This is a genomic window from Pyramidobacter sp. CG50-2, from assembly GCF_003612005.1.
GTDB lineage: Bacteria > Synergistota > Synergistia > Synergistales > Dethiosulfovibrionaceae > Pyramidobacter.
This window is the reverse complement of sequence record NZ_RAWT01000014.1, coordinates 33,955-47,306: the sequence shown is the minus strand read 5'-3', so window position 1 is coordinate 47,306 and position 13,352 is coordinate 33,955. Positions and strand designations below refer to the sequence as shown.

The window sequence follows — 13,352 nt, the reverse complement described above, 5'->3', positions numbered from 1 at the left end:
GGTTCATCCCCGCATGTGCGGGGTTTTGCGCCCTATGTGTGCGACAACCCCGCTTTACGCGGGTTCATCCCCGCATGTGCGGGGTTTTGCGAGGTCGCCGATGTTGATGCATGTCTCGCTCGGGTTCATCCCCGCATGTGCGGGGTTTTGGTAAGGATGATGCTCCATATCGTGCTATCAGAAGGTTCATCCCCGCATGTGCGGGGTTTTGGAGGCCGGCTTCGGAGACGATTGTCATTTCTTGGGTTCATCCCCGCATGTGCGGGGTTTTGTGCCCCTTGCACGAGGCGATGAAGAGGAACCCGGGTTCATCCCCGCATGTGCGGGGTTTTGGCCATGGCGTCGACGACTCTGTACCGTGTCAAGGGTTCATCCCCGCATGTGCGGGGTTTTGTAGGTTAAAAGAAGTTTGTCAGAGCCGGCAATGGGTTCATCCCCGCATGTGCGGGGTTTTGATACAGGCTCTTCAGACTCGGACGTCACATCCAGGTTCATCCCCGCATGTGCGGGGTTTTGCACACCTCCTCCTTTGGGTCGCTTGCAGCGATAGGTTCATCCCCGCATGTGCGGGGTTTTGGTCGCCTCGATAATGCCCGGATGCGGTACGCCGGGTTCATCCCCGCATGTGCGGGGTTTTGCGCCCTATGTGTGCGACAACCCCGCTTTACGCGGGTTCATCCCCGCATGTGCGGGGTTTTGCCGCCGTATACAGCGACGGAGCATGGACGCTCGGGTTCATCCCCGCATGTGCGGGGTTTTGTGGACGTGGATACCCCCTCGCTTTTTTGGCGAGGGTTCATCCCCGCATGTGCGGGGTTTTGTGCTCTACCTTTTCAACTCGATCATAGCCTTCGGGTTCATCCCCGCATGTGCGGGGTTTTGGTGAGAACAGTGATGAAGGGCGTCGAGCCATGGGGTTCATCCCCGCATGTGCGGGGTTTTGTTTCACGCCCGCGCTCGTCGATGGCGTCTTGAAGGTTCATCCCCGCATGTGCGGGGTTTTGGGCAGCGAGGCGATGCGCACCTTCGCGGCGTCGGGTTCATCCCCGCATGTGCGGGGTTTTGCACAGGGCGTAGCGCAGGGCGTCGATGCTGTGGGGTTCATCCCCGCATGTGCGGGGTTTTGCTTCGGGGATGTCGATCCTGAACTCTTTCATTGGGTTCATCCCCGCATGTGCGGGGTTTTGAAGCGGCCCCGGCCGATGCCGGAGTCGCTTGTAGGTTCATCCCCGCATGTGCGGGGTTTTGCCTTGAGCCGCAGCTTCTCCGCCCGAGACCCCGGGTTCATCCCCGCATGTGCGGGGTTTTGGGCATAACAAGCCCGGACCCACTTGTGGTCATGGGTTCATCCCCGCATGTGCGGGGTTTTGCGTCCACATACGGGCGCAGTCTTGCCACTAAAGGGTTCATCCCCGCATGTGCGGGGTTTTGGCACGAAGCCGGACTCGTTCCAGCGTTTCAGTAGGTTCATCCCCGCATGTGCGGGGTTTTGGTTTTCCTCGTGACGGCGCGGATGTACTCCGTGGGTTCATCCCCGCATGTGCGGGGTTTTGTCGTCCGCACGCTGGCCATCGTGGTCACGTGGGGGTTCATCCCCGCATGTGCGGGGTTTTGGCCGCAAAAATGGCTCGACGCGAGGGAATTGAAGGTTCATCCCCGCATGTGCGGGGTTTTGCATCGACCGTCCGCGCTCGCCGGGATGGCGCGCGGTTCATCCCCGCATGTGCGGGGTTTTGGAAGCCGCCGCGACCAGCAGCCCCGTGCCCTCGGGTTCATCCCCGCATGTGCGGGGTTTTGGCATACTCTGCGCGCGCGAGTACCAAAACAGCAGGTTCATCCCCGCATGTGCGGGGTTTTGGGCTTCGGCGGATCGGTAGGCGCCATGATAAAGGGTTCATCCCCGCATGTGCGGGGTTTTGCTTCCCAAACCGCGTTTTCGGCGATAAAGTTCAGGTTCATCCCCGCATGTGCGGGGTTTTGCTCATGCCGTGCCCTCCGCGTACTCCCTCAGACGGTTCATCCCCGCATGTGCGGGGTTTTGACTCCCAGCAGCGCGCCGAGATGATCGAGGTAGGGTTCATCCCCGCATGTGCGGGGTTTTGATTACGATGGCGAACCACAAAGCGACGGATCCAGGTTCATCCCCGCATGTGCGGGGTTTTGTGGAGAAGGAAGTATGAACATGTCGAAAATAAGGGTTCATCCCCGCATGTGCGGGGTTTTGGTAGGCGGCCAGCACTTTGCACCGGTCGCGCAGGGTTCATCCCCGCATGTGCGGGGTTTTGTGGGACGGTTCAAGCGAAAAGGATGTGGATAGAGGTTCATCCCCGCATGTGCGGGGTTTTGAGATCCACGGAAGCGGGATTGGACAAACCGCCGGGTTCATCCCCGCATGTGCGGGGTTTTGACTTGCGCACTCTCATCTACTACCTCCGTTGTGGGTTCATCCCCGCATGTGCGGGGTTTTGACGTAATTGCCGAGGGCGCAGTTGATCGTTGTGGGTTCATCCCCGCATGTGCGGGGTTTTGTTTCGTGTCTTGCATCGGCGGGCTCCTTTTTGAGGTTCATCCCCGCATGTGCGGGGTTTTGCTAAACTGCCTGTAGCACCTCAGTTTTTCCATGGGTTCATCCCCGCATGTGCGGGGTTTTGACAAGCGATTTTACGCCGCCAAGGGAGTGGGAGGGTTCATCCCCGCATGTGCGGGGTTTTGCTCGTGCGCCGGGCACATGCGGCACTGGTACCAGGTTCATCCCCGCATGTGCGGGGTTTTGCTCGTGACGGTCGATCAGCCGCTCGTACTCGTGGGTTCATCCCCGCATGTGCGGGGTTTTGCCCTTGTTGCCGGACACGTCGAAGGCGTAAGTGGGTTCATCCCCGCATGTGCGGGGTTTTGTTGGCGTTCTGGCGGATCAGGGCACGGATCTCGGGTTCATCCCCGCATGTGCGGGGTTTTGTTAGGGCGCCGAGCGTCTCCGGCGGCAAACAGAGGTTCATCCCCGCATGTGCGGGGTTTTGGCCCATTTGCTCACCTCGCTTTTGTCAGGTTTAGGTTCATCCCCGCATGTGCGGGGTTTTGATAATCCCTTGTACGGGTACAATCCCGCTCCGGGGTTCATCCCCGCATGTGCGGGGTTTTGCGCAGGCGGCCGAGCGTCTGAAGCGTCGAATCGGGTTCATCCCCGCATGTGCGGGGTTTTGTATTGAAGAACGTGCGCGCGAGTTTCGTAAACAGGTTCATCCCCGCATGTGCGGGGTTTTGTTAGGGCGCCGAGCGTCTCCGGCGGCAAACAGAGGTTCATCCCCGCATGTGCGGGGTTTTGGCACGGTATGCCATTTTTTCTTGTTGCAATAAGGGTTCATCCCCGCATGTGCGGGGTTTTGCTATCCACGTCCAGAAAAGGCAGAGCGCGCAAAGGTTCATCCCCGCATGTGCGGGGTTTTGGGCGCCCGAGCACTGCACGAAGGTCATGGCAGGGGTTCATCCCCGCATGTGCGGGGTTTTGTTCCACGTCTGGATGGGGCGGTTGCCGACGTGGGGTTCATCCCCGCATGTGCGGGGTTTTGAGAAGTCGTGCTTGTACTTGACGATGCAGAGCAGGTTCATCCCCGCATGTGCGGGGTTTTGGTACGGGATGTCTTCGGCCAACTTGAAATGCAGGGTTCATCCCCGCATGTGCGGGGTTTTGGTTCTCGCCGGCCGCGGCGTCCTCGAGATTCACGGTTCATCCCCGCATGTGCGGGGTTTTGCGGACGGGGTGGCTTTGTACGTATTGTTAAGCGGGTTCATCCCCGCATGTGCGGGGTTTTGTCTTCCTGTTGTACATTATTAGGACAAGTCTTAATATCTTCTTAAAACGTAATTTATCAGCATTTAATTGATATATAAAGTGTTAAGGAGAATAGATATGATTGATTTCTATGAGTTATTCATAAAAGACGCACCGCCTATTTATCAGAATATTCATATTTTTTATCCACGATCTTTCGAAGCTGCTGTTTCTGCTGCTCCGTTTCTTGATCGCCGAGGCGACTCAGCAGGATCCCGTCGCAGTCGAGAACAGTCCGAACTGGTATTCCAAGACATTCTACTCCTTGTCCGCCAGATCGGGAGGAATCACTCCAAATCAGCATAATAGAACTGTTTCCGATCTCTTGTTCATTGTACCACTTTTCCATAACACTCCACATCCGCTGGCGAATTCCGGCGGACATCTTAGGATGACTGTAGACGCCCGGAGCCAGCTCTAGCATGCAAGAGGCGAGGAATCCCCGATACTTCATGGGGACATTGTTAGTTATCACAACGGTCATCGGCATGTCTTAAGATTCCTCGTCTTCGTCAGCCAAGAGCGTCTTGATCGTTTCGATCATCTGATGGATGAAGTGTTCCCTGGCAAAAACGGAACCTGCCATTTTTCTTACGTGCCGTTCGATACCCGTTTGCGGTTCTTCCAGATTGCGTCTCAGCCCTTGAAAAGCGATGGGGATGGTGATCTTCATACGAAAAATATCGGCGATGTCAAGACCAAACGCGTCATAAGCCGCTTCATGAATAAAACCAAGCTGCGGGATCGTTGCCGTCGCGGCGACGGCAATGCTTGCAGCCGCATAAACTGCGGTCGCCGCATGGTTGACGGCGTTGTTTATGTCGTCGTTCTTTTCGGGATGAGCGCGGTCGAATTTCCGCTGCTGCCAGGGAATGCCGTATCTTTGCGCCAGCATTTTGTAGCTGGAACGCACTCGTACCCCTTCAATGCCCCGCAACTCTTCCACGTTTGTGGTGGGCAACTGTTCGCCAAAGCGCAGTTCGTACATTTTAAGAACGGTTCTCAGCCGTTCTTTCGGCGACGACCAGAGTGTGACTTGCCGGCGGGCGAGTGTGCTGCGGTCGGGACTGAGCGGAGGGGCGGTGTACATGCGCACGCCGCCCTCTCCTACGGCGACAAGTCCCACGCCGTGGCTGCCGGCGAGACGAAATACGTCATGGCTGACGGTCGTCCCCGGTCCGAGCAGAAGCATTGACAGGGTTTGATAGGGGATGTCATAGGCCCCGGCTTCGAGATTGGCGCTGCCGGCTGAAAGAAAGCGAAGCGTTCCTTTCTCGACGAACAGGTTGCCCCGCTCAAGCCAGAGCAGTCCGTAACGATCCGCGTGAGGAACGTTGGCGCTTTCCAGTCCCAATCTTACGAATGCCATGTTATTGAACTGCCTTCAAAAGCAGCATACCGAAGCCAAAAGCACAGTGGCGCCCTACGCCGTGACGGACAAGGCGTTCAAAGGCCTGCGGCTCGGTCACGCAGAGTTCGCCGACAAATGTTGTCTCGGGATAGCTGCGCCGTTCGGAATGAGTCGGCGCGCCGCGGTGGTCCTTCGCGCTCCGCGTGGTCAGATAGGAACTGTGGCTGCCGGCGATGACGACATTCCGTAGTTCCGCCGCGGGAGCGAAGCGGCGTTGGAGCCACTGACGGTACGTTTCCTCGATCTCGCCTTTGTGGAGTTGGCGAAACTCATGGATCGTTCCGTCAAATGTGCCATTTTTCCTGGCTTCTTCACAGGCAAAGTAATTTTTCATCAGCCACACGTCGCTCTCCACTTTGCCGCGCCTTATAGTAGGACGGCAATAGACGCTGAAATGATAGCGGCTGCCTTTGCTCCACTGTTCAGGCATGACGCGGGAACAAATTTCCGGCAGATTGAAGACCGTGGGCAGCAACGAATCGGGACCTTCATTGGAGCGGCAATTTTCAAGACTCCGGAGCAGAAAAGTTTCGTCGGCCGACGTATAACCGAGCACCCGCGATCGTTCGCTCTGAACGAAGAAGGGTTGCGGCCCCAGTTCTCCAAAAATCTTGCGGGTAGCCGCATGCACCAGGTAACCTGGATCATCGCCCAGACGGCGCTGATGCCCCCAAATTGAAAGCGCCCGCAGGTTCAGATCGAGGCAGATCATATTAAGGCTCAACGGAAGTCCCCCTCCTTTCCGCCGTCGACAGGTAGCGCTGGGTGTGGTGCGATTGTATCGCGCCACACATAACGCCGCCCGCCGTGAGTGTTGGCAACCCAATTTCGGCAATCGCAGCGCTCGATCACGTGAACGCCGTCGTCTCCGTGTACGCTGAGGGCTTCGGCAGGCGTGAGCGGCCATTCGACGAGAACCTCGCTCCGGGGGGCGCGCGCTCTTTTTGTCCGCGCGCCAAGAGGCTGCCGCGGCGTAATATGCATGACAGCGTCTTTTAAACTGTCGGCATGGATGATTTCGCGTCCTTCCGGTTCGAAACAGATCGGCTGTGACGGCGGACAGCCGATGCGGCCGATAAACAGGGGGCGGGCCGGATGGCGCAGGGCGTCGCGAATCTCCTCCAGCGCAGGGGCTTCGTCCGCGGGCTCGAGGGAGATCAGAACGGTGACGGCGGCATCGGCCCGGTAATGGCGGTAGCGCTGGACTGTAAATTCTCCTTTGGAACCGACGCCGCGTCCGGCCGCGATGCCGTCTGTGCGCCAGAGAACATCTTCACTGCTCAGACGCGCCGTCTGGTAGTCCCGCAGGGGAACGCCTGCCTGGTCTTCGCGCGAGGCAAGACGCAGACGCTCCTGGAGACGCTGGAGTTTCTCGACATCCTGAAAAGTCCACCCCAGGGCATTGGCGATCAAGCCCGTCATCTCCGACAGGCCGGGCAGGAGATCCGTCGGCCTGATCTCGTCGACGGCGACGTCGCCGAAAGCCATCAGCGGGCCTCGCAGGCGCAGGATCAGAGCGTCCATTTTAAAGCTCCAGAGAGACGACCGCGCGCTCCAGGTTCTCGCCCATTCGATCGAGAGAAGAGTTCTCGCCCCGCGGGATGTTGACGTCGTACATGGAAGCAATCCAGCGTCGTTCTTCGCTCCCGTACATTTCGTCGCTCTTGCCGACGTAATTCTCCAGCTGACGCAGCGCCTGAGCGCGCATGTCGCCGCGGAGCGGAACGGGCAGATAGAAGGCATCGGCCAGCGTGCGGGGCTGGCTTTCGCCGGCTTCGGCCATGACAAACCAGGGACGGGCATAGGGGGCGGTCGACCCCAGCTTGGCGCCGGGCGTCACGGTGGCGATCAGATGCAGCAGATGTTTGACCAGACGTCCCGCCACATCCCGCTGCGCTGTCTGCCATTGCCCGGACGGACAGCCTTCGATATTCGAAACCAGCTGAGGAACGTCGATAACTACGTAGTTATAAAAGATTCCGCTGGTCAGTTCGGTTGCGTTGATGTGGGCGGAACCGGTATTGTCCAGGTCGTCGACGGCCGTGAAATAATCCGTCTCGGACTCCTCGGCGTGGACGGTAAAGGCGTGCGCCACGTGGACGGCCGCGGAAACGCGGGCGTCGGTATCGCCGGAAATAAAACGTCCGAACATGGCGGCGTCAAGGCCGGCGCCGCATTTCAACGCCTGAAAATCTTTCTTGTGCTTTTTGAACCATTCGCCCGTTTTTTTGCTGACATCCGCGGCGCTGCCGCCGGCGGAGGCCATTTCGCGAACGATCTTGGACAAAAACTGGATCTCCGGGTGTCCCAGCACAACCAGCTCGTTCCGTGCCGCGCTCAGCTGGGCGCCGATGTCTGGATTCAGGGCGGCGTCTTTGGCAGTTTTCTTGTTTTTGGCGGCCGCTGCGGTTCCCTTCGCGCCGTAAAGCTCGCTCTGCAGCGCCTGAGACGCGGCGACGACTTTTTCCGCGTCAAGGCCTTCCTTTTCGATCAGCGTTTTCTCGATTTCCTTGGGGAAAATACTGCGGGAACGGATCGATGTGGCGATGTCTTTGTCCACATTCTGCAGGCTCCACGGCCCGTCGGCCATGCGCCAGTGACGTTTCAGGCACTGGGAGCTCACGCGGGTCCGGCTGACGCCGCCAAAGGGGATCCTCTTGGAAAGCCCGGAATCGTCGCGGTTCAGCAGCGAAGCGGGATAGGTCGTCAGCGTCGAGATCTGGATAAAGCGGGGCAGCATTGTCATTCTGATTCATTCTCCTTCACGATCGATTCGCCGTTTTCTCCGGCGGTGTCTTGAGACTTCCACAGCGCAAGATAAAAGGATTTGGTCAATGCCGAACGCACGTTCGCGCGCTCGTTTTCTTCCGACACTACGCAGAGGCTGGCCAGGGCCGTCCACGAAAAGGCGCAGTCCTTTGAACACGCCAGTTTCAGCAGGTGACGGAGCAGGTCGAAAAAACGGTCGCCTTCCGTCCGCATCAGCAGGTCGAATCGGCGTGCCAGCGCGTCGCCGGCGTCTTCCATGCTGCCCAGGGCCGTGCCGAAGTCGTCCCGCGCGCCGCGGCAATTTTGCGCCGTCATGGCCATGCCCTGAAGGACGGCGGCCCAGGCTTTCTCCGCGCCCTCGTTCAGGGAGTTTTCCGCATCGCCGAGGATCCCGTATTCGCAGAGCAACCTCCAGAACACGGGGGGCCGAACGCCGTCTTTCGTCGGGTTCATGCGGCGAAGTTCGGCCCGTTCGCCCCGCGTCAGGATGTAACCCTTCTTGTTTTCTTCATCGTCTTTTGGCGCCATGCGCATCAGGAGCTCGCCGGTTCTTTCAAAGAATTTCTCGTACCGCGACGTCACATGAAGCGCGTTTTTCTCCGCGGGCATTTATCCTTCCTCCTCTTCAGCGGTTTTCAGGTGAATCGCGAGCAGGCGGCCTAACGTCAGCTCGCTGAGCGCCCGGGCTTTTACGGACTGGCTGACGCTGCCGGGCAGCGACGAGACGCCGATTTCATAGTACTTTCGAACCAGCCGCCGCAGACACGTCTTCCATGGAACGAGCCACTTTTTGTCGGTAATCTTGCCATTTGGTGATATACGAGAACAAGTATCCCAAAGGTACCGGAAAAACAGCGTTTCTACCTCATCTTCCATTTTACATTTAACAACAGGGAGCCAGCTTTGAACGTCAACTGACTTACAATCGATTGCTTTGCTGCCGTCAGCGCTTTTCCCGCACTGCATAAATCGCGCCAGAGCTGCTCCCAGAACGGTATTTTTCGCCGTCTCCACGAGGTTGATCATGTTGCTGGCAGCAGTGCGCAAAGTATTTTTGTTCATTCTGGTGACATTCACCGGAATCAGCAGCTCTTTGTGTCCCTTCGTCTTTCCCTTTTCTTTCATGAGAGCGCTGCACCATGCCTGCGCTGCTGCGGGATCGTCGATCCCTTTGTGGTAGCGTAGCAGCAGTGGTTTCTGTATTTCTTCTTTCTCATCACCGTCGGCAAGAATTTTGGCGAGGTTGGCATAGTTCAGCTCCTTACCAAAAACATGGCTGCCTTCTTTGTCGAGAACGATCGGTTCCCATGGATCGCGGAGATTGCCTCCTGTTTTCTCGATGTCCACTCGGGTACATTCTGACGTTGCTTTTTTTATGATTATTGAATTTCCTGAATGTACTACTCTAATGCGGCGACAAATTTCTAGGAACAGCGGGTGAAGGTCGCGTAGCGCAAAGGATGTTTTCCCGTCCCATGGCTCCAGCCACAAGAGCCGTATCTCTTTTTCGTTCTGACAAAAGGCGTAAAGCTCCCAGTCGGAAGGGCAGTTCAGAATGACTCGGGCATCTCGGCCCCATCGTGCACCAGGCGAGGAACTGCTTTGCAGCGTCAGAATGGGTCTAATGGAAGTACCTTTGTTCTGTCGAGCAATCCCGTACAATTTAGGGCCTCCGTAACCGCTGTTTGTCTGCAGCGAGATCAGCGCGAAGACCCATTCCTCCGCAGAGGGGAGCTTCATAACGCCGGATTTGACGTCAAAGTTCTTGGAAGATATCAGCAGGTCAAGATCGTCGGGGAACTGCGCTTCGCCCCTGTAATCAGCGATTTTTCCCTCCGGCGCGGGGACCTGCATGAACGCGGGCTTGTTCAGATCGTCCGTGACAAGGCGCCACGGTTCGTCGTGCGGAAATTTTCGAGAATAGTCCGGCACAATGCCGCGGATCATATCCCGCCATTCGTCGGGGGAATGGCGCCCTAGCATTGCCCACGGCTTTTGGGGATCGGGCGGCGGCAGTTTTTCAACCTGCCCCGCCGTCTCCAGGGCATGGCAAACAAGCTGCACAAGCCACACGTGGAACGGAGCCGCTTGATGCGGCCGCAGCGCCGGGAACGCGGCGACCTCGTTCCGTTCGAGCGCGGAGAAAAGTTCCGGCAGGGAAAACCGCTGCACGGCGCCCTGCGGGTTTTCGACGCTCAGCCATTGTTCTGTTAAAAGATTGTTCTCCACGTTTTCACCTCTTTCTTTAGCAATTACTACTAATACACTGTTACAATATCGATGCTAATTAAGTTTACATAACAAATAAAAATTTGTCAATAGCTTTTGGTTCTTACAAAAAACGTATTGAATCATTTATAATGGATTTAGCTTCGCCATGCGGGGATGTACCCAGTGTATTAGTTGTCTAAAATCAAATCCCCGCGCGAAGCTCCCTCTGAATGTGCGCCTTCCGCAGAGAAGATACGTATAAGGCAACGACACCGCAGAGGACTGAAAACACGTGGAAGTTTTCAGTCCTCTGCGGTGTCGTTATTTTTTATTTCTCTCATCAAAATCGAACTGTGAAAGCAGTCCTTCGGAATCATAATAGAACTTCTGACTGCCAAGCGTAAAAGACAGGAGATCGTTTTCTGCCTCTGTTTCTATCAGATATGTGCCGTCCTCTTTTTTCTTCTGCATTTCCAGCGCATCGTCGGGTTTTAAAAGCCAGGCAGGGATTGAGAAGCTACGCAGTTTCTCCCCTTTCAGGGGGCTGGCAAGCGGACGCTCACTCTCTGCAGAGAGATTCATCACGCCCAGACGAGTTGTAATGCGTTCCATATTTTCGCCTTTGGCGATTTTGACGTCCGTGAACTCATCTTCCCATCTTAGACGGGCCGTTTTAGCAAGCCAGTTCTGAGCCAGTTTGAGGCCCTCGACTTCGTTCAGCGCGTTCTGCCATTTTTCGGCGCCCAACTCGTTCGCCAGACGCCGCAGCGCTTCGGCATGAGTGCTCTGCTCCACGAAAAAGCGGTTTTGCTCCGGAAGGTTCCACACTTCGTTTTCTTCGAGCAGACGCCAGGTTGCCGCCAGCGAAGGCAGATCGACATAAGCCCGCTCGGCCCCGTAACCGTACGAGCGCGCTTCTGCGCCGAGCAGCCAGTCGCAGTCCGCATTCGGCAGCAAAACGACGCAGCGCGGCCGTTCAAAGCCCGCAGGACGGCAGCGCTGGTGCCGGAAAAGGCGCCCGATCCGCTGCAGCATTACGTCGGCGGGGCACAGATCGGTGATGATCAGGTCAAAATCCACGTCCAGCGACTGCTCCAGCGTCTGCGTTGCCACCAGAACGCAGCAGTCGCGCAGCTGATGCAAAGGTACAAATTCTTTACCGAAACGGCGCTCAACTTCGTGATCAAGGAGCCGTCGGTCTTCGGGAGAATAGCGGCTGTGATGGAGCGTCGGAATATCGTTGACGCTGAAAATCTTTTCCACCGGCAGGATCTTCCGCAGTTCGCGGAAGGTCCTCCGCGCCTGGCGGACGCTGTTGCGCAGAATGAGGATGCAGGGGCCTTTTTCCCCGAAGGGCGCGGCGCACTGCGCCGCCAGCTGCGCGACGGCCTGCGGATCCTGCTGGACGGGCGCGCGTTGCATGCGCACGCTTTTGCCCCGCGACGGAAAAGCCGCCGCCAACGGCGATTCCGCAGAAGACGTCAGCAGCGGATAGGGAACTTCCACAGCCTCCGTCAGCGACAGACGCTTCGTTTTCGTCTGTTGCGGGCGCTGCGCTCCGGTCTCGTTCCACACCTTGAGATAGCGTTCGGCGCTTTCTGAACCCAGCGTGGCCGACATCAGCAGCACATGACCGCCGACGCGGCGAAACAGTTCGAGCAGCCCGCAGATCAGGGCGCTCATGTAGGCGTCGCTGGAGTGGACCTCGTCGACGACCAGCAGCGATCGCTGAAGGGCCGCCGCCCGCATGTGGGCGTGAGGGACGCGCAGCCCCGCCATAAAAGCCTGATCGATCGTGCCGGAAGCGATCGGAGACGCGAGGAAGCGCTTGGGCTGTTCGGCGTACCAGCCGACGGCGCGGTCGTTCAGTTCCCGCCAGTCCACCTCGAAACGTCCGACGCGAAGCCCTTCTGAGTCGTTAACGCGCAAATACCCGGGTACGGCCAGCGTCACGGGGATCTGTCCCTTTCCGAAGGACGAGGCGGAAAACTTCACCATGCGCTCAAAAAGCTGTGTGGCGGCAAAGCGCAGTGGATTGGCAAAATACAGGCCGTCCACATACCCGGCTGCCAGAAGTCGGGTGTAGAGTCGCAGCGCCGCCTCGGTCTTGCCGCTGCCGGTTTCCGCCTCAAGGATATACAGACCGCCGTCAGGATTTAGGGCAAGCTTGTCAATGGCCTGCTGAATTCCGTTGGGAGAAAAGCCGAATTGTTTCTCAAAATCGGGCGCCCGGTCGGGGCGTTTGTCGCCGAGCGTCCAGACAAGAGAAGCAAGGACTTTTTTCGCCTGACGGCGCGAATATGCGAGCGAGTCTTCCTCTTCCGGCGACGGACGCCGTTCGCCCTGTGCGTCGCATTCCCCGCAGTAGGGAAACAGACGACGGTCGGAAGCGATCCAGTCTGCCAGCATCAGCGTTCCGGCAAAAAAATGCTGAAAGAAGGGTTCCTCCGGCAGACCTCCATCAGCGTTAAAAGCCAACGGATACCAGAGCTTTGAAAGGGCTGCCAGCTCTCGGAGTGCTTCCTTAGGGGCAAGGTTCTCGACGTCCTTAACGTTCTTTTCCCAGTAGTTCTCTGATGAGTTGTCCTGGACTTTCTGATAGCGCTTTTGTGTGAAGACGACTCCATGATGAGCAAGAATTACCCATGTGAGGTAATTATCCAGGATATCTTTCTGTTCTTCATTCTCCCAGAAATGCATCACGTTCAGCAGTTCGTCCCAGATCTCTTTGTAGCCGATCGAAGAGAGATTGAACGCCGTATCGATGTGGTTGATCGAAGTCTTCTTTTTCAACTTTTCGAGTTTTTCGCGATATTTCAACTGGAATTTCGGCGAAATTTTCCCGTAATCGTGCCAAAGCGCCAGAACGCAGAGACGTTCACGCAGCGTCTCCGACAGCGGCTGCCCGAGGACACGCTGGAAGTGACGCTGGAAAAGGGGGCCGTTCATGATCTGCTCGAATACCGCGGCAACGTCAGTCAAGTGGGCGATCAGAGGCTGCTTTTTACCGCTTTCTACGTCAAACTTGCCCCAAACTTTACTCAGTTCATTCTGGCTCATAGAGATCGGCTCCTCAATAGGCAGGAATTCAAATACGCTTTAAATTATAAATCTTATTTTTAGAAGAGACAA

8 protein-coding genes and 1 CRISPR repeat array are annotated in these 13,352 nt (G+C 57.1%); all 8 genes read right to left on the bottom strand.

Annotated elements, in window-relative coordinates:
• Positions 1-3,810: a CRISPR direct-repeat array (repeat unit 28 nt; unit sequence GGTTCATCCCCGCATGTGCGGGGTTTTG).
• Between the two features lie 137 nt (positions 3,811-3,947).
• Entirely contained in the window at positions 3,948-4,313 is a 366-nt protein-coding gene (gene cas2e / locus D7D26_RS04590) for a type I-E CRISPR-associated endoribonuclease Cas2e (protein WP_255415979.1), read from the bottom strand.
• Between the two features lie 9 nt (positions 4,314-4,322).
• Complete coding sequence (gene cas1e, locus D7D26_RS04585) at positions 4,323-5,198, bottom strand: type I-E CRISPR-associated endonuclease Cas1e (RefSeq protein ID WP_120372217.1); 876 nt, start codon at positions 5,196-5,198, stop codon at positions 4,323-4,325.
• Position 5,199: 1 nt separating this feature from the next.
• Positions 5,200-5,964 carry a type I-E CRISPR-associated protein Cas6/Cse3/CasE gene (locus tag D7D26_RS04580; RefSeq protein ID WP_158606273.1) on the bottom strand — a complete coding sequence of 255 codons (765 nt, stop codon included), beginning with the start codon at positions 5,962-5,964 and terminating at the stop codon, positions 5,200-5,202.
• Entirely contained in the window at positions 5,961-6,764 is an 804-nt protein-coding gene (cas5e, locus tag D7D26_RS04575; protein WP_120372216.1) for a type I-E CRISPR-associated protein Cas5/CasD, read from the bottom strand. Before cas5e ends, D7D26_RS04580 begins: the two co-directional genes overlap by 4 nt.
• A 1-nt stretch (position 6,765) precedes the next feature.
• Positions 6,766-7,986, bottom strand: coding sequence for a type I-E CRISPR-associated protein Cas7/Cse4/CasC (gene cas7e / locus D7D26_RS04570; RefSeq protein ID WP_120372215.1), 1,221 nt, complete (start codon positions 7,984-7,986; stop codon positions 6,766-6,768).
• The gene (gene casB, locus D7D26_RS04565; RefSeq protein WP_120372214.1) at positions 7,983-8,618 is read right to left on the bottom strand and encodes a type I-E CRISPR-associated protein Cse2/CasB; all 636 of its coding nucleotides are present in this window, start codon (positions 8,616-8,618) and stop codon (positions 7,983-7,985) included. The genes cas7e and casB overlap by 4 nt, the downstream gene beginning before the upstream one ends.
• Positions 8,619-10,238, bottom strand: a complete 1,620-nt coding sequence (locus D7D26_RS04560; protein ID WP_158606272.1) for a type I-E CRISPR-associated protein Cse1/CasA — start codon at positions 10,236-10,238, stop codon at positions 8,619-8,621.
• 303 nt (positions 10,239-10,541) lie between these two features.
• A complete protein-coding gene (gene cas3 / locus D7D26_RS04555; protein WP_120372212.1) occupies positions 10,542-13,280 on the bottom strand; it encodes a CRISPR-associated helicase Cas3' in 2,739 nt (912 codons plus the stop codon).
• Between the last annotated feature and the right edge of the window lie 72 nt (positions 13,281-13,352).

Excerpts from the sequence above, each read along its gene's own strand:
- cas2e (WP_255415979.1), bottom strand. The coding sequence starts at position 4,313 with ATGACCGTTGTGATAACTAACAATGTCCCCATGAAGTATCGGGGATTC.
- cas1e (WP_120372217.1), bottom strand. The coding sequence starts at position 5,198 with ATGGCATTCGTAAGATTGGGACTGGAAAGCGCCAACGTTCCTCACGCG.
- cas5e (WP_120372216.1), bottom strand. The coding sequence starts at position 6,764 with ATGGACGCTCTGATCCTGCGCCTGCGAGGCCCGCTGATGGCTTTCGGC.
- cas7e (WP_120372215.1), bottom strand. The coding sequence starts at position 7,986 with ATGACAATGCTGCCCCGCTTTATCCAGATCTCGACGCTGACGACCTAT.
- casB (WP_120372214.1), bottom strand. The coding sequence starts at position 8,618 with ATGCCCGCGGAGAAAAACGCGCTTCATGTGACGTCGCGGTACGAGAAA.
- cas3 (WP_120372212.1), bottom strand. The coding sequence starts at position 13,280 with ATGAGCCAGAATGAACTGAGTAAAGTTTGGGGCAAGTTTGACGTAGAA.